The organism is Caldicoprobacter faecalis (assembly GCF_900115765.1).
GTDB lineage: Bacteria > Bacillota > Clostridia > Caldicoprobacterales > Caldicoprobacteraceae > Caldicoprobacter > Caldicoprobacter oshimai.
Genome location: NZ_FOXR01000004.1, coordinates 100233 through 122671, shown reverse-complemented (window position 1 = coordinate 122671; position 22439 = coordinate 100233). Strand labels below are relative to the sequence as shown.

Below are 22439 nucleotides of genomic sequence, written 5' to 3'. Positions count from 1 at the left end.
AATATATGCTATGATATAAAGGCCTTTTGGTTATGTGTGCCAAAAGGCCTTTATATCCTTACTGTAATAAAATTGTTAACGGAGAGTGATTGTCTGTGAAAAACTTCGTTAAACCCATCAAGATAGAGCTCTATTTCATACCAGTTACAACGAGGGTGCCGCTGAAGTTTGGCTCTCAGGTTCTAACAACCATTACCTGTGCGAGGGTTCATATGTTTGTAGCAGACAGAGATGGAAGGATAGTGGACGGATGGGGAGAGACTCCTTTAAGCGTTCAGTGGGCATGGCCGAGCAGTATAAGCTATGAGAGCAGACATGCAGACATGAAAAATCTCTGTAAGGTGCTGGCTGATGAGTGGCTGAACCTGCAATTGGAAGGCCATCCTGTAGAAGTGGGATATCTATTTACTGAGCATGTGCTGCCTTTGGCGCTTGTCAGGTTTAATTCTAAGTTTAAGGGAAGCTCCGAAGATATGCCGTGGCTGGCTGCACTTATTTGTAACTCGCCTTTCGACATAGCGTTTCACGATGCATACGCTAAATATGTGGGAGTACCTGTATACAAAATATATGGGAAAGATTTAATAGAGAAGGACCTGTCGCACTATTTAGAACCTGCTGAGGGCGGCAAAGTTTCATTTGAAGGGAAAACCATACAAGATTTTTTGAGGGCTGTGCCAAGAAGAAGGCTTGTGGTGTGGCATTTGGTGGGTGGTACGGATCCTGTAACCAAAGAGGAACTCACGGGAAATGAGCCCAACGACGGATATCCCGTATTGCTCGAGGACTGGATAAATCAGGATGGACTGAAGTGCTTAAAGATCAAGCTCAAGGGCAATGATTTTGAATGGGACTACAATAGGATAGTGAAAGTGGCAAGGGTGGGTATAGATAACGGGGTGTTATGGCTTTCCGTTGACTTTAACTGTACCGTAAAAGATCCGGCATATGTGGTTGAAATCCTGGACAGGCTTTTATACGATGAACCAGAGGTGTATGCGAGGATACTCTACATAGAGCAGCCTTTCCCTTATGACCTTGAGGCCAGCAGGATAGACGTCAGGCCTATAGCCAACAGAAAGCCAATATTTATGGACGAAAGCGCTCATGACTGGAAGCTTGTAAGGCTGGGCAGGGAGGATGGCTGGAGCGGCGTGGCTTTGAAGACGTGTAAGACCCAGACATCGGCGCTGCTCACATACTGTTGGGCCAAAGCCCACGGCATGACCGTCATGGTGCAGGACCTCACAAACCCGATGCTTGCCCAGATACCGCATGTTCTGCTTGCAAGCCATGTTGATACTATCATGGGCGTGGAGAGCAATGCCATGCAGTTTTATCCATCAGCCTCAGAACCAGAGGCCAAGGTACACTCCGGGTTGTATAAGAGAAGGGATGGCGTGTTGGACCTGAGCACCATCAAAGGGCCGGGCTTTGGTTACAGGGTAGAGGAGATACCAAGGGAATTACCCGAGCCTCACTATGTGGCGTCAAGGTAAAAGCGGTTTTAAGAAGTTATTTTATGAATTTGAGAATGTTTTAAGGGGTATCGTGCCCCTTAGTTTGTTTTCGGAGTTATTTACATAATTTTTTCTATGTGATACCATAATAGGGTGAAATGATGGATGCTCCTTCAAAGTAACTGTTGCCGTTGTCACAATGCCTTGGGCGTTTTTGCTACCTACCAAGTGAATTAATGGTTGATAATGGTTGATGTGGTGATGGGTTTGGTTCGATTAAGGCAGGTACATGTTATAGGAGAAGAGTACTGCGCAGGTATGGATACTCGCATGGACTGTTTTACAGACGGCAGGGTAGATACAGGTGCAAAGGCTGGTTCAAATACTGGTTCGCATGCCGCTTCAAACGCCTGCCTATGTGCTGATTCAAATGCAGGACCAAATACCGGTTTAAATGCCGCATTAAGCGGCAATTCATATGGCCGCTCTGGACATGATTTGCAGCATGTCGTGGGCAGATTCTATTGGTGCGATGTGCTAAAGGCCCTTCCATTGTTGCTTGAACAGTATGAAGGCAAAATACAGCTGGTGTACCTGGATCCCCCTTTTGTGACCGGCCAGCTGTTTCGATTTCAGCAGCCGGTTGGTGCACAGGGGTGGAGGGGGGACCGACAGTACATCATAACCCATACCGCCTACGATGACCTGTGGAAATCGGGCAGGGATGCCTTTTTATCGATGATGAGAGAGGTGCTGTCCTGCGTATACCGCCTTCTTTCTCCTGAGGGGTCGTTGTATCTGCACATCGACTACCGTACCAGCGCTTACATGCGCATCATGTTGGATGAGATATTCGGTGAGGAGAATTTCCTAAACGAGATCATATGGCACTATAGGAGCGGTGGCAGGGCTAAAAACCATTTCAGCCGTAAACACGATACTATCCTGTTTTACCGGAAATCGCCGCGGTACTATTTCAACATAGAGGCGGTGGGGGTTCCCAGGGGAAAGGACAAGCGCAACCATATGAAACAGCAGGTGGATGAGGATGGGCGAATATTCTGGTCCATAAGGTCAGGAGGCAGGGAATACCGGTATTACGAGGACAGCAAGATATATCCCAGCGATGTGTGGGACGATATCTCTCACCTCCACCAAAAGGACCCCGAAAGGACGGGGTATGATACGCAGAAGCCCGAGGCGCTGCTTGAGCGGATCATCAAGGCATCGTCCAGGCCGGGGGATCTGGTGGCCGACCTTTTTGCCGGTTCGGGGACCACTCTGGCGGTGGCCCAGAGGCTGGGCAGATGCTGGATAGGGGTGGACAATGGTATCTTTTCGTTGCATACATGCAGGAAGCGGCTTGTGCGCCAGCTGAACCGTTTCTGCGGTGAAGCCGGTTTGAAGGCGCAACGGCGGTGTGATAACGGTGAGGGCGCCGTGCATTCGATGGCTCCTGTTTGGTCAGGCAGTGTGGGCCAGGATGGTTGCAACCGCCTTGTAAACGGGAATCCATATGGAGATGCTGCCAGGGTGTCGGGGGAATTATCAAACATACGAGTCAAAGTATTGTTTTATTATTGTCAGGATTTCAAGGGTGAAGCAGGATATATGGTGGTTCCTGAGGTTGAGGTGGAGTGCGTCAGGCTGCCCGATCACCAGGTTGCTGTGCGGCTTAAAAGATATGTTTTGCCGCAAATCCAGGGGGATGAGCGCTTAAGCGATATGGTGCCTTTAGGGCCTCTCGACCTTGTGGATTGCTGGGCAGTCGGCTACTTGGAGGATGGCGTGTTCAAAGCGGCTAACTGGTCGATGAGGAGCTTTGATACCCCATGCTTGAATGATGAGCTTAGGATGGCTGTGTACGATGATCAAGCCCCGGTGGTACACCTTGTAGATGTATACGGGCAGCAGTGGTTTTTTCGCATAGAGGGGCTATAGCTATGTACAGGGATTGCAGGTAGCGACCATTGGGCCGTTGTTGCCTGTTGAGGTGAGACCGGAGACAAAACCTTTGTAAAGTTCTAACTAGAATGCAATCAATCGATAAAAATTGGAGTTCGGTTTAGCGCAGTTAAAATTACCAGCTGGAGGTTGAAGCGTTCATGTATCAGAAGCTGATGGACATATACGACAGGATGTATAAGCATTTTGGGCCTAGACACTGGTGGCCGGCCGATACGCCCTTTGAAGTGGTGGTGGGGGCTATACTCACCCAGAGCGTTGCGTGGCGAAACGTGGAACAGGCCATAAAAAACTTAAAACAGGCGGGGCTGCTTGACCTGGTTGCTATAGCTCATGCTGAGCTTGATGAGCTAGCCCGGCTTATACGTCCCACCCGGTATTACAACATGAAAGCCAGGAAACTGCAGGCCTTTTGCAGGCATGTGCTGGAGAATTACGATGGATCGCTGGAACGCCTTTTTGCAAAAGACCTCTGGCCTTTAAGAGAGGAGCTTTTGGGGATATACGGCATAGGCGAGGAAACGGCTGACAGCATACTGCTTTATGCTGCCGAGAAACCCATTTTTGTGGTGGATGCTTATACTAAAAGAATATTTTCCAGGCTGGGCATGGTGGATGCCGATATAAAATACGGCCAGCTTCAAAGATTTTTCATGGATCACATTCCGCCTGATGTCATGCTTTACAACGAGTACCACGCGCAGATTGACGCGGTGGGCAACAATTATTGCGCAGCCAAAAAGCCGTCATGCGGAGAGTGCCCGCTGAGGCCTTTGTGCGGCTTTGCCTCTGCTGTCTGACTTTCCTGTATCATTTTTAAGCTGTTCCCGGTTTGCAAAAAGCCGCCACCTGCTTGTTGAGCTTTCCTGCTTTAAAAGCTTTAAAAATGCTTTTTAGATGGATACACCCATTTTTCATTCTTCTTTTGTTTTGGCCACGTAAGGCTCATCCTGTTTTGTTTTGGTCTTGCCTTTTTCCTGGAGCTCTGCCCCGCGCTTGTGCGTTCCTTCCTGGCCTGTCCAGGCGTGGAAGGTAGAGATAAATTCTCCATAAGCGCTCTTGTCCTGCAGTACGTCGCTTATCATATCATCTTTTCGGACGCGCTTTTTCTTTTCCAAGATTATCACCTTCCTTTTTGATTATCGTACTGTTAGTCTGTACATCTACGCTGTTTTTTATTTAAAATTGAGGCAGTAAACAGGCGAAAATAAATGAAGCCGCCGCTTCAAAAGGCCGGTTGAGTTTCCCTTTTGCGGAGCAGGTAAAAATGTGGTAAAATATTTTCAACTAGATTTTGACAGGGAGAGGAAGGGATTATGAGGCTGATATGAACCTGTGGGGGATATTTTTAAGCGCACTTATCATAGGTTTTTCAGGTGCTATGATGCCGGGGCCCATGCTGGGCGTCACCATTGACGGAAGCCTGAAGAAGGGGTCTGTCGCCGGGCCTATGGTGGTGTCGGGCCATGGAATTCTGGAACTGATACTGGTTGTGGTCATGGCGTTCGGCCTTAAGGATTTTTTTGCAAATCCTAAGGTGGCGGGGTTGATAGGCCTGGTGGGCGGAGTTTTTTTGATGTGGATGGGCTATGGCATGGTAAGGTTGGCTGTGCGCAACGCCGTTTCCATACAGGATGGCGCCAAAGGCCGTTTCAGCGCTCAAAGCCTGGTACTGGCAGGTGCGGTGGTCAGCATTACCAACCCGTATTTTATAATGTGGTGGGCCACCACCGGCATGGAAATGATACGTCAGGCTTATGCTTTGGGATTCTTGGGTGTAGCCTTCTTCTACATGGGCCACATACTGTCAGACCTTATATGGTACTCCGCCGTCTCTGTTGGGGTATCTAGAGGTAAGAAGATTTTAAGCGACGTCGTCTACCGCAGGGTAATCTTTGCCCTGGGGCTGTTTTTGATTGGGTTTTCGCTGTATTTCATGTACAGCGGAGTTAAAATGTTCGTATAGAAGTGAATGCGATCCAGCAGACAATATTAAACTAAACATTAAGGGTAAGGAGGTTTTTAAAATGAGCACGTTGATAGAGGATGGGGCAGTGGTCTTGTTTCAGGGTGATAGCATCACTGATTGCGGACGAAGCAGGAGTGATGACCAGGATTTGGGAAAGGGCTATCCCAACATGATAGCGGCCTGGTTTAATGCCGTTTATCCCGAAAAGAGGGTGAGGTTTATAAACCGCGGAGTTAGCGGCAACCGGGTAAGGGATCTGGTCGAGCGATGGCAGCGCGACTGTATAGATCTTAATCCTTCGTGGGTGTCCATATTGATAGGCATAAACGACTGCTGGCGCAGGTATGACAGAAATGACCCCACTCCGGTGGAGGTGTTTGCGGCGGGGTACAGAAGGATTTTGACCGAGGTCAGCGAAAAGCTGAATGCGAAAATCATCCTGTGTGAGCCTTTTGTACTCCCGGTGCCGGAGGACCGCAAGATGTGGCGGGAGGACCTGGACCCCAAGATTCAGGTCGTGCGGGAGCTGGCCAGGGAGTTTGGTGCACTGTACGTCCCCTTGGATGGTATTTTTGCGGCAGCTGCCGCAAAACGCGAGCCGGAGTTTTGGGCGCCCGATGGGGTTCATCCCTCTCAGGCGGGACATGCGCTCATCGCTCGCGCATGGCTGCAAACAGTAAAGGCGGAATTGTAACGAACCAGGTGAGCATGGTATAATACGGTGTACCGGGCACCAGCAAATTTTTAAATTTTGTCCTGTTTTGCACATTAGATTGGCTTAAAGTAAAGGTGTTTTCTCAAACAAGCTTGCGCTGAACAGAAAAACAAAAGTTTAAAATTTTTAAAAAGAAAGGAGGAAGGTGCTTTATATTCCAACCCGTGGTGTGCAGGATGATGCCGTCATGGCCTGTGAGCTTTGTATATGTTTTTTCAATTGGGCAGGCCATGGCGGTGGTTTGCAGCAGATCCAGGCTGACACGGGTTGGAGGCTTTGCGCCGCAGATGATATGGAATACAGGGCTGATATAGGAGTATTCGGTGGCTCAGGATTTTATTCCTTTTTAGAGGATGTGGAGGAGATAACAGTACCTACCCCGTACGGGGCGCCCAGCGATAAGATCGCCCTGGCCAGGGTAGGGGACAAGCGGGTAGCTTTTCTCCCAAGGCACGGAAAGGACCACAGATACCCGCCTCACAGGATTCCATACAGGGCAAATCTGTATGCCATGAAGGAGCTGGGGGTCAAGCAGATCATCGCGCCCACCGCCTCGGGCAGCCTGCAGCCCCACATCAAGCCCGGAGATTTCGTGGTGTGCGACCAGTTTGTCGACAGGACATGGGGCAGGGAGGACACGTTTTTTGAGGGGCCGGTGGTGAGGCACGTGAGCGCCGCCTATCCCTATTGCCACAGGCTGCGCAAGCTGGCAGTGGAGACTGGCAGAGAGCAGGGCATAACCATCCACGATGGTGGTACGGTGGTCGTTATACAAGGCCCCAGGTTTTCGACCAAAGCAGAGAGCCGCTGGTTCAGCAGCATGGGCTGGGAGGTCATAAATATGACCCAGTACCCCGAAGTGATCCTGGCAAGGGAGCTGGGCATGTGCTATGTGAACATTGCGCTCATCACCGATTACGATGCCGGGCTTGAAGGGCGCGACGATATAGCGCCGGTGACCGAGGGAGAGGTCTTTAGGGTCTTCAAGGAGAATAACGATAAAGTGAGGAACCTCATAATGGCCATGATTGAGAAGATGGATGTGAATGTCGAGTGTGACTGCTGCAAGTGATTTGATCTTTTAATGAGAAACCCTGTAATGCTCGGATTTGGCAAATTAAACTTGCAGAATCATAGCTTAAAACCGTGGCACAGCAGATGTACAGACGCATGGGTGAAGATAACAAGGATAAGGAGGGACCGGTTATCAGGCCTATTGAGTGGAAAAACGATAGACTTTGCCTTCTGGACCAGACCCTTCTCCCACACGAGAAGAAGTATGTGGAGTGCTATACCTACAGCGATGTGGCCAGGGCAATAAAGGATATGATAGTGCGGGGAGCTCCCGCAATTGGCGTTTCGGCGGCTTACGGGATGGTGCTGGGCGCTGCCGAATACAAGGGCGATGATGTGGAAGGGTTTCTCAAACACGTTGAAGCGGTGGCGCAGGTGCTCAGAAATACCCGCCCCACAGCTGTCAACCTTTTCTGGGCCATAGAGCGGATGCTGAAGGTGGCCTTTGATAACAAGCACAGGTCAGTCGGCGATATCAAGGATATGTTGCTCAAAGAGGCTGACAAGATGGCACAGGAGGATGTTGAGACAAACCGCAGGATAGGCTACTTTGGCCAGCAGCTTTTGAAGGATGGCGATGTGGTGCTCACGCACTGCAATGCCGGTGCGCTGGCTACTGTAGGCTACGGCACCGCCCTAGGGGTGATACGGGCGGCCCATGAGGCGGGCAAAAATATCTCGGTATATGCCGATGAGACCCGTCCCTATCTGCAGGGGGCAAGGCTGACGGCTTGGGAGCTGATGGAGGAAGGCATTCCGGTTACCCTGATCACCGACAGCATGGCGGGGTATTTCATGAAAAAGGGCGTCATATCGGCCGTCATCGTAGGGGCTGACAGGATTGCCGCCAACGGCGATGTGGCCAACAAGATAGGCACGTATACCCTGGCGGTGCTGGCAAAGGAGAACAAGGTTCCGTTTTATGTGGCGGCTCCGGTGTCCACCCTTGACCTTTCGCTGGATAGCGGTGAGGACATCCCCATTGAAGAGAGGGACGAGCGCGAGGTCACCCATATAGGTGGAATACGGATTGCGCCTCACGGGGTAAAAGTGGCCAACCCGGCTTTTGACGTGACGCCAAACGAATATGTCACTGCTATAATCACTGATCGTGGAATTGTATATCCGCCTTACAAGCAAAATTTGGAAAAGTTGGTTAATAAAAACTCAAAATGAGACTGAAGTGTGACTTTTAAAGTGTAGCAGCTTTATACAGGGTTGCATTATATTTCATCAAATAAAAACCAGTACAGCAGGCAAACTAAAAACAAGGAGGCGATAACTATGAAATTAAGAAGGTCCCTTGTTTTGTTTGTCTGTATGTTACTGGTTTTAATATTTGTTGTTGCTTGTACGCAAAGGCCTGTGCCGCGGCAGCGCACCGAAAACGTGCCGCGTGCAACCAGGTGGACTGCACCCAGAACGCCCACTACGCCGCCTGCGCCCAATGTGACGCCCACCCGGGTTGACAACAGGCAGTATGTAGACAGGGCACGCCGTATTGCCGATAACGTGGCTGACCTTAAGGAGATCCAGTCGGCCACATGTGTCATAAGCGGCAATACCGCCATAATAGGAGTGCAGTTCAGCGAGCAGTATAAGGGTAAAATGACCGACGAGATAAAGAAAAAGATCGATCAGGTGGTTAAAAGGACCGATACCAGGATTAATAGAGTAGCTGTTACCGCCGATCCTGACATGGTAAGCCGTATACAGGATATTTTCAGGGATATAGGTCGGGGCAGGCCACTGTCGGCCTTTGTCAAGGAGATCAATGAGCTGCTCAACAGGATACAGCCCAAGTGAGGAATAGGGCTTTCAAAGCCCTATTCCTTAATTTTTAACGAATGCCGGCTTGTACTGGTTGGCCCAAATTGCCGCTTCGCTTAGCTGATTTGGCTATTGCTTGACGGTCATGCTCAGCTTACGCTGATATCTGACATCGATGTATTACGTCGATGCTTTTCCTGTACTGCAAGTTATACAGTAAAATATAAAAAATGCGACCAAATTATAGTAATTTACCAGGGAAATATAGTATACTTTTACTAAAACAACAATATCATTTAAGGATTAACAAAAAGATAGGGGGTATGCGTTTATGCAAAAAGCTGTTGAGTTACATAAAAATGGGATGACGTTGAGGGGAATGCTGCACAAGCCCGAAGGCGCCTCTGAAAAGCTTCCGGTGGCTTTAATCTTCCATGGTTTTACCGGCAACAAGATGGAACCGCACTTTATATTTGTCAAGCTGTCGAGGAGGCTTGAGCAGGCGGGTATCGCCAGTTTAAGGTTTGACTTTTTGGGAAGCGGTGAGAGCGATGGAGAGTTCAAGGACATGACGCTGTCAGGGGAGCTTGACGATGCTGAAGCGATTTTAAACTATGCTAAAAGCCTGGAGTTTGTGGACACAAACAGGATTTTTGCCGTGGGTTTGAGCATGGGCGGTGCGGTGGCCAGCATGCTGGCAGGGCGCCATCCGCAGGACATTGCCGCTCTTTGCCTGTGGGCTCCGGCCGGCAATATGGGACAGCTTATCCAGGAGAGGATAAAGCAGATTGAGGCCGCAGGAATCGATATAAGCTCTATGGAGTACTTTGACCTGGGCGGAAACCTTGTGGGTAAAGCTTTTGTGGAGGATGTTCAATCCCTGGACATATTTAAAATAGCCGCTCCTTATGACAAACAGGTATTGATTTTACACGGAGACAGGGATGAAGCTGTGCCTCTCAAGACATCCTACAGATATCTGGAAATATATGGAGATAGAGCCAAGCTGCACGTGATAGAGGGAGCTGATCACACGTTCAATAAATGGGAGTGGGAACAGGAAGTAATTGAGAAGACGGTAGAGTTTCTAAAAAGCCATGCGTGAATTGTATCCCGGCTTTGTTTGGGCTGTTCCAAATACCGCCTGTTGGGGCTGGAGCAGCTCTAGAGGGCGGATTATAAATACCCCAACCATGCAAATCAATGTATAAGTGCACTGGTTTGTATGGCGAGGTGCAGTGGAACTATGTTTTGGGAGGATGTCTTCAAGCTGGTTTTGGCCATGATACTGGGCGGGCTTGTGGGGCTGGAAAGAGAGATTACAAACAGGCCTGCTGGATTTCGGACTCATACGCTGGTTTGCATGGGCTCTACGCTGGTAATGGTCACGTCAATGCACCTGTTCAGGCTGTATCATGACATAGTCAATCTGGATCCGGCTCGGCTGGGCGCCCAGGTCATAAGCGGCATCGGTTTTCTGGGGGCCGGTACCATACTCAAGGATAAGGCCAGAGTACGCGGTCTAACCACTGCTGCCAGCCTGTGGGTTGTGGCGTGCATCGGGTTGGCGGTGGGCGCCGGCCTGTACGGCGTGTCCATATTTGTCGCAGTGCTGGCATATGTTACATTGATACTGCTCAAAAAGATGGAAAGGTTTCTTAAACAGAGATTAGAAATAGAGGAGATTGAGCTTGACATACGAAACGTTCCGGGCCAGATTGCGAAAGTGACCGAGTGTATGGGGCGCTTGAACGTTCAGATAAGGGATATAAAAATAGAACCCACCGACGAGCCGTGGGTTCAAACCAAGTTTTATGTGATGCTTCCCCGTGGTATGAAACGAGAGGAATTGATGGAAGAGCTAAAAACGGTAGAAGGGGTTGAGATTTATACAGAGGAGGATTAAAGGGGAGTGAGGATTCGATTTTGAGGGCTATATTGGAAATCGAGGGCTTTTTTGGGTCGTGTAATGTTATTTATATCGTTTTAACCTGAAAAAGCCCTCTTTTTTTAATCAAAAAAATTTTCTTTATATTTAAATATCAAGTAACAATGCACTATAAATTAAAGCGATCTTAGCTTGACATTACAAGCAATATGTTTTATAATTTGTTATAGAAGAGGTAGAAGAGGGCCAACGAAAAAGCGGTATAAATTGACGAGGGTGTTTACTTTGTCAAAGGTAAGAAGAAAAAAAGTCACAATGAAAGATATTGCACAAAAGCTGAATCTCTCAGTGAATGCCGTCTCTTTAGCGCTAAACAATAAAAAAGGTGTAAGCGAAGAGACGCGGAAAATAGTCTTGAAAACAGCTGAAGACCTCGGCTATTTTAGTGTAAATTCAAACTTTGCTGTTAAGAGTTCTTTTAAAAGCATTTGCCTTTTGATTGAAGAACGGAATTTTCGCGACACCTCTTTTTACACAAAGGTAATTTTGGGGATCGAGAATGAAGCCAAAAAGTCTGGTTATGACGTTTTGGTCAATTTTATAAATCCAAGTAATTTTCAAGTACCCTTAAATTTGCAGATAGTTTCAGGAATTTTAATAGTGGGGACTGTCAGAGATGAGCACTTGATAAAGATACTGGAATACGGCCTTCCTACTGTTCTGGTGGATCACGCATCGCTTACAGTTACCACCAATGCTGTTTTGACGCAGAACATGGTTGGCGCTTACAGAGCAGTGCAATACCTAGTTCAAAAAGGTCACAGGCAGATAGGCTTTTTTGGCGAGATAGATTATTCTTTAAGCTTTAAAGAGAGATGGTTGGGCTTCAATGAGGGAATGAGAAATGTGGGGCTAAAAGTTGACCTGGAGTATTGTGTATTAGAAGGAATAGAGAAGCTTGTTTTAGATAAGAATTATGGACAGGTAGCTAACATTATCTCTAAATTGAATAAACTGCCAACTGCCTGGGTGTGTTCCAACGACAATGCTGCTATTACGCTGTACAATGCATTGAATGCATTGAACATCAAAGTTCCGGATGATATCTCCATAATCGGTTTTGATGACATCGACGTATGTAATATGGTGACACCTAGACTGACCACCATTCATGTGAACAAGGAGCTTATGGGAGCGGAAGCGGTCAAAAGGCTCTTATATATCATGCAACACCCTGGAGAAAAGTGTAAGCATATATGTATAGAAGTAAGCCTCATAGAAAGGGAGTCGGTGAAGGAGTTGATGGACCAAGTTGTGAGCGTCTGACGGCATTATCAGGGCTCTTCTGCTTTTTCGTTTTATTATATTGCAGGGTTAGTGGACAAGTGCTTTGCTGGGCAGAACTTTTGCCTGGAGAATATAAAAAATAATTTTTGCAGGAGGGATTTTACAATGTTGCTTAAAAAGTGGGTTGCATTGCTTATGGTTGTATTATTTATGGTCAGCGTTTTTGCCGGATGCGGGGGAGGTCAGCCAAAACAGGAGGGACCTCAACAAACCGAACAGGGCAAGCCTGAAGAGGACAAGCCGGGGGGTGCATCACAGGATAATAAACAGGCTGGAGAGTTAAGGCTTGCTGCAGATTGGCCTTATCCATTTCACGGTAACCCGTTTGGTGCGGGTGGAATAGGCGGTGCCTGGTGGTTTGCCTATGAGCCTTTCGCTTATTATATTCCCAAAACAGGGGAATATATACCGCGCCTGGCTGAAAGCTGGGATGTTGATGGCAATAAGGTAACGGTGCATTTGCGAAAGGACGCCAAATTTAGCGATGGAGAGCCTTTTACATCCAAGGATGTAGTAAATACCGTAAACTTTATCCAGGCTATTTGGCAATGGCCTTACGAGATTGAAGCCGTAGAGGCTGCCGATGATTACACTGTCGTTTTCACTCTAAGGAGCACTTCTTTCCTTCATACGTTGCTAACCGATGGTGGTATTGCTTCTCTTGCACCAGCTCATGTCTACGGGGACTTTTCTGAAGCGGCTAAAGAAGTGGCAGAACTGGGTAGACAGATATATTACAAGCAAGTGGAAGGGCAAGAAATACCCGAGGATATGAAGTCTGAATATGATGAGAAAGCCAACAAATTGAGGGAGCAGATAAACGCCTTTGCGCCTTTTAACAAATTGGGCAAATTACCTGTTGTTGGGGCTTTTGCACCTGTGAAAGTTACTCAGTCTGAAATGGCGCTGGAAGCAAATAAGTACCACTGGACCTATTCGCAAATGAAGATACACAGGGTCATATTCAAGAAATGGTCTTCAAATGAATTTGTATGGGCTTCTCTTATATCCGGTGAGGTGGATGCAGCACATCCAAGCATGCCCAAAGATGTGGTGGATCAGCTTTCAACCCTCAATCCAAACCTAAAGATTGTTACGGTGTCCGACCTTTCAGACATAGCTTTGGTATTCAATTTCAGAAGGCCGCTGTTTAAGGACGTGAATTTAAGAAAGGCCATAGCTCATATACTTGAGAAAGACAAGGTAAGAGACGTGTCGGTATGGCAGGCAAACAGCTATGGAGAATACGCCCATGGAATATTAAAGAGCATGGAAGAGCAGTGGGTAGAGCAGGATACGCTCCAGAAGCTCACAAAATATACTGCTGATGTTGCTGCAGCTGAGAAGATATTGCTTGATGCTGGCTACAAGAAACAAGGGAATACGTGGTATCAGCCCAATGGTCAACCCGTGGCTTTTACGCTGTCGGTGTATGGGCCTCATAACGATTGGGTATTGGCAGCAAGAGAGGTGGTCCAGCAGCTCAACAACTTTGGATTTAAAGTGGAGATGCAGATAATCCCCGAGGGCATGAGAGACCAAGTTATGCGGGGCGGGGATTATGATGCGGCCATAGAGTTCGGTTCAGCATGGTGGGGGTTTCCTCATCCTCTGACGGGTTACCAAAGGCTGTACAATGGCGACGTTTCTAAAATCACCGAATTCCCGGCAAAAGAGAAATACTCAACTCCGTGGGGTGAGCTTTCGCCTTATGACCTGACGCTGGAACTACAGGAGAATCTGCGTAACGATGAAGCAAGGGCTAAGGAGATAATCCAGCAACTTATCTATATCACCAATGAATATTTGCCGGTAATACCCCTATACGAAAAAGTATTGCCCATTTACTACAATGACGGACATAGAATTGAAGGATGGCCAGCTGTTGAGGACGCCGTGTGGTCTCTGGCACCAGGCGGAATCGAACGGATATACAATCTGCTGATTGGTACAGGAAAGCTAGCTCCAGCAGCCAAATAGACAAAAAATTTTCGGAGGTATACCGATGAACTACGTCATAAACAGGGTTATATATCTTTTAGCCGTGTTTGTGATAGCCGTAAGCGGGATATTCGTGCTGGTCAATAACATGCCAGGCGATCCCGCTTATGGCCTGGCTGTTTCTATTGCCCAACAGAGGAACATGCAGATAGAGCAAGCATTGGAAATAGCTCGCAGCATGATGGGCATTGACCCTGATGAGTCATTGCTTACTCGCTATGGCAAATTTATGTCCAACCTTTTAAAGGGCAATCTTGGGTATTCTGCCTTTTATAACACCAGCGTGAACGATATAATATCAAAGTCATTGCCCTGGACCATTTTTGTTATTTCGCTTGCCACCCTATTAAGCTTTGTAGTGGGAATATTTTTGGGAGCCCTTGCTGCCCAGAAACGAGGCACCGTGATAGAGTGGATTATTTCGACTGTATCAAGCATCATTCAGGCTATTCCGCCTTTTATCCTGGCGGTATTAATTTTGTTTGTATTTTCGGTGACTTTAAGGTTGCTGCCTTTGGGTGGGGCTTATCCTGTTGACGTTGAACCCTCTTTTTCTTTTGAGTTTATATATAAGATGTTTTTGCATGCATTAGGGCCTATGCTTGCAACTGCCATACCCCAAATGGCATCATGGACGTTGGCCATGCGAGGTAATACCTCTCAGGTAATGGAAGAGGACTTCATAAGGTTTGCGGAGATAAGGGGTCTACGAGACTCCGTGATTGCTAAAAAGTACATTCGCAACAATGCGGTATTGCCTCTGGTAGCAAGCCTGGCAATTGGCGTGGGGTATATGCTAGGAGGGCACACGTTAGTGGAATCCATCTTCAATTATCCAGGTATAGGGTTTTACTTTGGTAAGGCCATTGCGGTTAGGGATTTTGGTTTACTAACAGGGCTGTTTACTTTAATCGTAATAGGGGTGATAGCGGCTACCTTTATTGCGGATTTTGTATACTCATTAATTGATCCGAGGGTGAAATTGAAATGACGAAAGAAAGCTTAACGAACTTCTATCATGACTATATCCATCCTCTTTTTAGAAACAAAAAGTCCCTTATCGGGTTAATCATATTGCTTATGTATATATTGATGGCAACAGTGGGTGCTTCGGTGGTGCCCTTGAATATGAACTCAAATTTTGCAGAGAGGTATCAAAAGCCTTCGCTGAAACACCCATTTGGTACCGATTATTTTGGGGTTGATATATTCCAGCAGATTGTCCATGGCTCCAGAGCGGTTATTTCCCTGACCTTGCTTGCCAGCTTTTTAGCTGTTTTAATAGGGACAATAGTTGGCGTGGCGAGAGGTTATCTGGAAGGCATTGCTGGGAAGATAATAGATGTCATAATAATGGTTTTTCTGGTGATTCCGTCTTTCCCGGCGTTGCTTATCCTATCTGCCATATTTATGGATAAAGACTTAAACGTGTTGCAAATAGCCTTATTGGTTGCCATTTGGCTGTGGGCTCCGTTGGCTAAGCAGATATCGGCCCAGGTACTATCCATTAAAACGAGAGATTTTATTGAGGCATCCAATATACTCAATATGCCCCTTAGATATATACTTTTCAATGATATCGTGAAGCTGTTGATACCGTATATTTTCATAAATTTTGTCATGCAGATAAAGGGCGCTATGGAGTTTTCGGTAGGACTTATGTTTCTGGGACTGGCTAAATTTGACCCTACTCACTGGGGTATTATGCTGAACTATGCGCTGTATCAGGCGGGGGCCCTTTATACCACACAGGGGTTCCACTATTTGTTTTTTGTAATACTTAATATAGTATTGCTGATATACGGGGGGATACTGCTATCGCAGGGCATAGAAGAAATTTTCAATCCGCGGGTTAGGGGGAATGAATGAGTTGAATTCATTGATAAAGGTGGAAAACTTAAGAGCGGTATATCTTGTAAGAGAAGGGACTATCAAGGCTGCAGATGGTATCTCCTTCGACGTTCAGGAGAATTCAGTGACGGCCATCGTGGGGGAGAGCGCTTCCGGCAAGAGCACCATCATAGAGGCTATGACCAGGACGTTGCCTCCAAACGGGAGGCTTTTAGAGGGAAAGGTGCTATACAAGGGGAAAGACCTTTTGGCTTTGAAAAAAGAAGAATTTCGCAGGATAAAGTGGAAAGAGATAGCGCTGGTGCCTCAAGCCGCCCAACAGTCGCTTAATCCTACCATGAAGATTATTGACCATTTCAAGGATACCATAGAGGCACACCGCATAAACTGGAATCATGACCAGCTGATTCAAAAAGCATCGGAAAAATTAGAAATGGTCCGGCTTAATCCCGATGCGGTTTTGTGTTCCTATCCAATGCAACTTTCGGGCGGCATGAAACAGAGGGTGCTGATTGCCCTGGCGCTTTTGCTTGACCCCGAAGTCTTAATACTCGATGAGCCTACGTCGGCGCTGGATGTTCTTACCCAGGCTTATATTGTGCAGCTTTTAAAGGAGCTTAAGAAAAAGCTCAATATAACCCTTATATTTGTCACTCATGATATAGCCATAGCAGCAGAGCTTGCTGACAAGGTGGCGGTGATCTACGCGGGGAATATAGTGGAATACAACTCGGTGTTTCGAATTTTCAAGAATCCGTTGCACCCATATACCAAAGGGTTACTGGGGTCTATAATGGCTATAAATGCCGATATGTCGAAAATAAAACCCATACCGGGAGCACCGCCAAGCCTGCTTACCCCTCCTTCGGGATGTAGGTTCCATCCCAGGTGCGAGCATGCGATGGATATATGCAAAAAAGAGAAGCCACCTTTGATCACGGTGGAAGATGGGGCACAGGTGGCATGCCACTTGTACAGCCAAGGAGGAAGAAAAGATGCATGAAGCAATAAAGGTTTCAAACGTGAGCAAGGTGTTTTCGCGGGGGTATTTGAGAAAGTCTCACAAGCTCGTTCTCAGCGGTATAGATTTAAAAATAACCGAAGGGGATCGGCTGGTTATTGTAGGTGAAAGCGGTATGGGCAAAACCACTCTGGCTCGGATAATGGCCGATTTGGAATGGCCTACAGAGGGGCAGGTTTTGTGGTTTGGGCAGGACATAGGCAGGATGAGCAAAAAAGAAAAGCGCCTCTTGCGGGGCAGTGTACAATATGTGCATCAGGACCCTTACAGCTCTTTGCACCCGGCAAAAACTATTTTCAATATAGTAGCGGATCCTCTAAGATATGCACATGGTTTGAAGAGTAAAGACCTCAGAAAAAGAGTCAAGGAATTGATGGAGATGGTGGGACTGACTCCTGCGGAGTATTTTTTCAATAAGTATCCGCACCATCTGTCAGGTGGCGGACGCCAAAGGCTTGCTATTGCGCGGGCATTGACCACTGAGCCCCGGGTAATAATTGCCGATGAGCCAATAAGTATGATTGACATGTCGCTCAGAGCTTCCATAATTAAGCTCTTTAAAGATTTAAATGACCAGTACAATATAGCTGTGGTATTGGTTTTACATGATATTGGAGCAGCAAAGTACTTTACCTATGAAAAGGGAGAGGTGGCCATACTATACGGGGGCAAGATAGTAGAGAAGGGAGAAGGCACAAAGGTGCTTGACAATCCGCTCCATCCTTATACTAGGGTGCTCATCAACTCCAGCCCAGTTGCCGATCCGGAGCTGGCTAGAAACAGGCAGGTGGAACAGCTGAGGTCTTATGCAGTGCCAATAAGGACACCTGACAGCAAAGGGTGCCCCTTTGCCCATGCATGTAATTACTATATCGAAAAATGTTTAGAACGAGATCCACAACTTGTACCGGTGGAGCAAAACCACGAAATAGCGTGCCATGTTTTTTGCAACAGGGATGGGGTTATATGAAATATAGAATAACTTTATTCTCCTCGATACTGGTGATGGTACTGGCAACAATTTGGCTAGCCTTTTTCAGGAGCACAGGGTTAGAACTGGTACTGGTTTTGCTTTCAGTGTGCTTTTCAGCAATCACCATGCTGTTTATGTATTTACATGATAGGGCACAACGAAGAAGAAAGGGGGATAGGAGCTAAAGGACACAAAAGGCGGTAGATGCAGCAATAGCAGTAGTTGCACTAAATCAAGTATAAAAGGAGAGTGAAGATAGGTGATAAAACTCAGAAGGCTATCTGATCAACCAATACTGTTGCCCAAACCCGAACATGAGTGGGAGAGAGCGGCTGTCTTTAACGCTGCTGCCATTTATGAAAATGGGCTTTTCCATATGCTCTACAGAGCCAGCGATGTAGGACCACACCCGAACTTCGGCCAGTACGTGTCTAGGCTGGGGTATGCCGTCAGCAAAGATGGCATTAACTTCATGAGGTTGGATAAGCCGGTGATGACCAACAATACCGAGCAGGAGCTCAGAGGGGTAGAGGACCCCAGGGTAGTGAAAATAGATGGCGTCTATTACATGATGTATACCGGTTACGGTGGGAGATCAGAAAACGACTTCAGGATCTGCCTTGCGACTTCGCGAAATCTGATAGATTGGGAGAAAAAGGGCGTGGTTTTGGATGAACCCAACAAAGATGCCTCTTTGTTCCCGGAAAAGATTGGTGGAAAGTTTGTGATGCTGCATAGGAGATATCCCCATATCTGGGTCGCTTTTTCGGACGACCTGAAGACCTGGCATGACCATACAGTGGTCATGAAACCCATCGATGGTAACTGGGACTGCGTTAAAATAGGCATAGCAGGGCCACCCATTAAGACCAAAGATGGTTGGCTCTTGATATACCATGGGGTGGATGAGTATAAGGTATATAGGCTAGGGGTTGCACTTTTGGACCTTTCCAACCCCACAAAGGTATTGGCAAGGCAAAAGGAGCCGATACTTGAACCTGAACTCGAGTGGGAGAAAAATGGATATGTTCCAAATGTGGTGTTCAGCTGTGGTCATGCAGTTAAAGACGATGTGATTTACGTTTATTATGGTGGTGCCGATACCGTCATAGGGGTAGCGGTACTGGATATGAAGGATATCCAATTCTAATTATAACCGCTGTTTACGATCTCCCGCCGAGAAAGCCCACTTCTTTTAAGAGTGGGATGAAAGGCGGGAGCTCTAGCAATTTTCAATTTTTGGTGTATAATTTTGGTGTATAATACCCTCTATAAGGCTTGGCATGGGCCTTAATCATGCCGTAGGGCTGGACCGGCCCGAGCTTAAGCCTCTGGAGAGGGGTAGACCCTCCGTGAAGGAGGAAGCCCACCTCCTTTAGAGGTGGGAGGAGGTCACAAGATTTATAAAAAAAGAAGAGGAGTGATATTCTAGGTGTTTGAGCCTGCCAAAACTGCCCGTTCCTCTGTAGAGCTTTACCAGGAATATGTGCAGGATAAAAGCCGCCGGCCCATTAAGGCTGGCATGGTGAAGTTTGCCACCAAAACCCGGAAGGATATATACAACATCACTGCGCCCTTTGTCCATGAATCGAGGAAGTATATGGCAGGGCGTGTGGAAAACAGGCATGATGAGCTCTCAAAGGTGTGGCTGTTTGTAGAAAGCAACGGCAAGTGGATGAAGTCATCTGTAGCGCCCGAGTTTTTGCGCTTTCAGGATCCTTTTCTCACAAGAGTGGGGGATGAGATCATATTCGGTGGGGTACAGATTGATACCAACCCCATGAACGAGAACCAGATCATATGCTGGAGAACGCTGTTTTTCAGAGGCAAGAGTTTCAGCGATATGAAGCTGTTTGCCCGTGGTCCCAACGGTATGAAGGATATAAGGGTTGTGGGACTGAGAGATGGTAAGATAGCGGTGTTTACCCGCCCCCAGGGAGAAATAGGAGGCAGAGGGAAGATTGGATATATAACTCTTAACTCGCTGGATGAGCTGAATGAAGATAACATCAACAGGGCTACTGTTTACCATTCCCATTTCATAGAACAGGAGTGGGGCGGAGTAAACGAAGTGCACGTGCTGAAAAACGGGCTGCTGGGCGTGCTGGGCCATATCGCTCGGTTTGACGAGGCGGGTAACCGTCACTATTATGCGATGGTGTTTGCCTTTGATCCAGAATCCATGACTCATTCGTATTTGAAGATCATCGCTTGTCGGGATGACTTTTTGCCCTCTCCGGCAAAGCGAAATGACTTATACAACGTGGTGTTTAGCGGAGGCCTGGTGCGCCAGGAGGATGGGACTGCTGTGCTTTATGCCGGCGTTTCAGATGCAACGGCCCAGTGGCTGGTGATACCTGATCCGTTTAGCGAATATGAGGCTTGAAGCTTGGGTTGTTCTGGCAGTGGACAGCAGAGACAGGTTTTCTGCAGATACAGGATTCGCAATCAAAAGGTTCTTTGTGTGTGATGGAAGGGTTATCACAGGATTTGTATTCACATAGAAAAAGTGCTGACCATAGGTCAGCACTTTTTATTTTTTGAATTGTTCATTTTTCTGAGGTATACTTTGTAATTTATTCACCCATAAACATCTTTATATCATCGTCCACGTTGGTTATGCCGCCAATGCCGAACTTTTCAACCAGCACCTTGGCGACGTTGGGCGACAGGAATGCAGGCAATGTTGGCCCCAGGTGGATGTTTTTCACGCCCAGGTACAGCAGCGCAAGCAGCACTATGACCGCTTTCTGCTCATACCATGCGATGTTGTAAGCTATGGGCAGCTCATTTACGTCCTCCAGGCCAAAGGCTTCTTTGAGCTTGAGGGCAATTATGGCCAGGGAATAGGAGTCATTGCACTGTCCTGCATCCAGCACCCTTGGTATTCCGTCTATGTCTCCCAAGTTAAGTTTGTTGTACCTGTATTTTGCGCATCCCGCTGTCAGTATGACGGTATCGTGCGGCAGTTTTCTGGCGAATTCGGTGTAGTATTCCCTGCTCTTCATCCTGCCGTCGCATCCCGCCATCACGAAGAATTTCTTAATCTTGCCTGCTTTTACAGCTTCAACTACTTTGTCGGCCAGGCTGAGCACTGTGTTATGCGCAAATCCTCCTATAATTTCCCCGGTCTCAATCTCGGTAGGCGGTGCACACCTCTTGGCATGCTCGATTATCTCGGAGAAGTCTTTTGTACCGTCCTCACGAACCGGAATGTGCTTGACTCCGGGATAGCCTACTACGCCGGTGGTGTACAGCCTGTCCTTGTAGGAATCCTTGGGCGGTATCAAGCAGTTAGTGGTCATCAGGATGGGCCCGTTGAAGCTCTCAAACTCTTTATCCTGTTTCCACCAGGCGTTCCCGTAGTTGCCCACGAAGTGTTCATACTTCTTGAATGCCGGGTAGTAATGGGCGGGAAGCATCTCGCCGTGGGTATACACGTCCACGCCGGTCCCTTCTGTCTGCTTAAGCAGCTCCTCAAGGTCCTTCAGGTCATGGCCGCTTACCAAAATGCCAGGATTGTTTCTCACGCCGATGTTTACTCTGGTGATTTCGGGATTGCCGTAGGTGGATGTGTTGGCCTTATCCAGCAGTGCCATAACCTGAACCCCGTATTTGCCGGCTTCCATGGCCAGTACCACCAGATCGTCGGCCGTTAGGCTGTCGTCAAGGAGCGCGGCCAGCGCCTTCTGCATGAAGCCGTACACCTCATCATCCTCATATCCCAGGACTCGAGCATGGTATGCATAGGCTGCCATACCCTTAACACCATACAGTACCAGCGACTTTAAGGAACGTATGTCCTCGTTTTCTTCGGCAAGCAGGCCCACGGTTATCGCTTTTGCCTCAAAGTCGGCCAGAGTTTTACCTGTCCACACAGCGGCATCGTGGAGATTTTCGTCCAGCTTTATGCCTGCATTCATCGCCTGTTCTTTCAGCTGGTCCCTGAGGCTAAGCGCCTGGGTTATTTTCTCTACAAAGTATTTCTTGTCGAAGTTGACGTTTGTAATGGAGGAGAACAGGCTTTCAATGATGAATTTATCGGCTTCAGGCGTCTTAATGCTTGCCTCTCTCAATTTTGTGGTATAGACGGATATTCCCTTCAGCACATAGATTAAAAGGTCCTGCAGATTTGCCACATCGTCGGTTTTACCGCACACCCCTCTTAACGTGCATCCTGTACCCTTTGCTACTTCCTGGCATTGATTGCAAAACATGCTCATAAACATATCAACCCCCTTCGAAAATTTATCATATAAAAGTACCGGTTTCTGTTTTCAAAGTCCGTGTCGGCATTTATCTTTTATAATCTCTTCCTTAAAATCGTTTACAGTAGTCGTTCCATGTTAGTTTTAGTCAGTTATTGCCTTGTCAGTCTCAATCAGTCTCCAAAATCATCTACAAT

At 47.4% G+C, this 22439-nt stretch carries 20 protein-coding genes; 18 read left to right on the top strand and 2 right to left on the bottom strand.

The features are described 5' to 3' along the window. Positions 1 to 95 precede the first annotated feature (95 nt). The 3 genes from BM241_RS02985 to BM241_RS02975 all read left to right on the top strand — a co-directional run bounded on the left by BM241_RS02985 (position 96) and on the right by BM241_RS02975 (position 4225). Positions 96 to 1499 (top strand): mandelate racemase/muconate lactonizing enzyme family protein, encoded by a 1404-nt coding sequence (locus BM241_RS02985; RefSeq protein ID WP_177206075.1) that lies wholly within the window; start codon positions 96 to 98, stop codon positions 1497 to 1499. Positions 1500 to 1706: 207 nt separating this feature from the next. Beyond that, positions 1707 to 3401 (top strand): DNA methyltransferase, encoded by a 1695-nt coding sequence (locus BM241_RS02980; RefSeq protein ID WP_242948235.1) that lies wholly within the window; start codon positions 1707 to 1709, stop codon positions 3399 to 3401. Positions 3402 to 3565: 164 nt separating this feature from the next. Then, positions 3566 to 4225 (top strand): endonuclease III domain-containing protein, encoded by a 660-nt coding sequence (locus BM241_RS02975; protein ID WP_092281998.1) that lies wholly within the window; start codon positions 3566 to 3568, stop codon positions 4223 to 4225. Between the two features lie 114 nt (positions 4226 to 4339). Here BM241_RS02975 and BM241_RS02970 read toward each other — a convergent pair whose 3' ends face one another. Beyond that, positions 4340 to 4543 (bottom strand): hypothetical protein, encoded by a 204-nt coding sequence (locus tag BM241_RS02970; protein ID WP_025747215.1) that lies wholly within the window; start codon positions 4541 to 4543, stop codon positions 4340 to 4342. A 209-nt stretch (positions 4544 to 4752) separates the two neighbouring features. On the opposite strand from BM241_RS02970, the gene BM241_RS02965 reads away from it, so the two are divergent. The 15 genes from BM241_RS02965 (at position 4753) to BM241_RS02895 (ending at position 20420) form a co-directional block, all read left to right on the top strand. Continuing rightward, positions 4753 to 5391 (top strand): LysE family transporter, encoded by a 639-nt coding sequence (locus BM241_RS02965; RefSeq protein ID WP_092282015.1) that lies wholly within the window; start codon positions 4753 to 4755, stop codon positions 5389 to 5391. Positions 5392 to 5452: 61 nt separating this feature from the next. After that, entirely contained in the window at positions 5453 to 6088 is a 636-nt protein-coding gene (locus BM241_RS02960; RefSeq protein WP_092281997.1) for an SGNH/GDSL hydrolase family protein, read from the top strand. A gap of 313 nt (positions 6089 to 6401) precedes the next feature. After that, the gene (locus BM241_RS02955; protein ID WP_025747212.1) at positions 6402 to 7181 is read left to right on the top strand and encodes an S-methyl-5'-thioadenosine phosphorylase; all 780 of its coding nucleotides are present in this window, start codon (positions 6402 to 6404) and stop codon (positions 7179 to 7181) included. Positions 7182 to 7279: 98 nt separating this feature from the next. Continuing rightward, entirely contained in the window at positions 7280 to 8359 is a 1080-nt protein-coding gene (gene mtnA, locus BM241_RS02950) for an S-methyl-5-thioribose-1-phosphate isomerase (protein ID WP_092281996.1), read from the top strand. Between the two features lie 108 nt (positions 8360 to 8467). Then, a complete protein-coding gene (locus BM241_RS02945; protein WP_092281995.1) occupies positions 8468 to 8989 on the top strand; it encodes a YhcN/YlaJ family sporulation lipoprotein in 522 nt (173 codons plus the stop codon). A gap of 295 nt (positions 8990 to 9284) precedes the next feature. Beyond that, positions 9285 to 10058, top strand: a complete 774-nt coding sequence (locus tag BM241_RS02940) for an alpha/beta hydrolase (protein ID WP_025747209.1) — start codon at positions 9285 to 9287, stop codon at positions 10056 to 10058. A gap of 141 nt (positions 10059 to 10199) precedes the next feature. Then, positions 10200 to 10859, top strand: a complete 660-nt coding sequence (locus BM241_RS02935; protein ID WP_242948234.1) for an MgtC/SapB family protein — start codon at positions 10200 to 10202, stop codon at positions 10857 to 10859. Between the two features lie 267 nt (positions 10860 to 11126). Beyond that, a complete protein-coding gene (locus BM241_RS02930; protein WP_025747207.1) occupies positions 11127 to 12167 on the top strand; it encodes a LacI family DNA-binding transcriptional regulator in 1041 nt (346 codons plus the stop codon). Positions 12168 to 12293: 126 nt separating this feature from the next. Further along, positions 12294 to 14168 (top strand): ABC transporter substrate-binding protein, encoded by a 1875-nt coding sequence (locus tag BM241_RS02925; protein ID WP_025747206.1) that lies wholly within the window; start codon positions 12294 to 12296, stop codon positions 14166 to 14168. Positions 14169 to 14193: 25 nt separating this feature from the next. Beyond that, positions 14194 to 15180 carry an ABC transporter permease gene (locus BM241_RS02920; protein WP_025747205.1) on the top strand — a complete coding sequence of 329 codons (987 nt, stop codon included), beginning with the start codon at positions 14194 to 14196 and terminating at the stop codon, positions 15178 to 15180. Continuing rightward, positions 15177 to 16058 (top strand): ABC transporter permease, encoded by an 882-nt coding sequence (locus tag BM241_RS02915; protein ID WP_092281993.1) that lies wholly within the window; start codon positions 15177 to 15179, stop codon positions 16056 to 16058. Before BM241_RS02920 ends, BM241_RS02915 begins: the two co-directional genes overlap by 4 nt. 1 nt (position 16059) lies before the next feature. Continuing rightward, positions 16060 to 17043 (top strand): ABC transporter ATP-binding protein, encoded by a 984-nt coding sequence (locus BM241_RS02910; RefSeq protein WP_092281992.1) that lies wholly within the window; start codon positions 16060 to 16062, stop codon positions 17041 to 17043. Further along, positions 17036 to 18031, top strand: coding sequence for an ABC transporter ATP-binding protein (locus BM241_RS02905; protein ID WP_025747202.1), 996 nt, complete (start codon positions 17036 to 17038; stop codon positions 18029 to 18031). The genes BM241_RS02910 and BM241_RS02905 overlap by 8 nt, the downstream gene beginning before the upstream one ends. 262 nt (positions 18032 to 18293) lie before the next feature. Continuing rightward, on the top strand, positions 18294 to 19184 hold the full coding sequence (locus BM241_RS02900) for a beta-1,2-mannobiose phosphorylase (RefSeq protein ID WP_025747200.1): 891 nt from the start codon (positions 18294 to 18296) through the stop codon (positions 19182 to 19184). 282 nt (positions 19185 to 19466) lie between these two features. Next, positions 19467 to 20420, top strand: a complete 954-nt coding sequence (locus BM241_RS02895; RefSeq protein WP_035146071.1) for a DUF1861 family protein — start codon at positions 19467 to 19469, stop codon at positions 20418 to 20420. A gap of 190 nt (positions 20421 to 20610) precedes the next feature. On the opposite strand, the gene hcp is transcribed toward BM241_RS02895, so the two are convergent. After that, complete coding sequence (gene hcp, locus BM241_RS02890) at positions 20611 to 22257, bottom strand: hydroxylamine reductase (protein WP_092281991.1); 1647 nt, start codon at positions 22255 to 22257, stop codon at positions 20611 to 20613. Between the last annotated feature and the right edge of the window lie 182 nt (positions 22258 to 22439).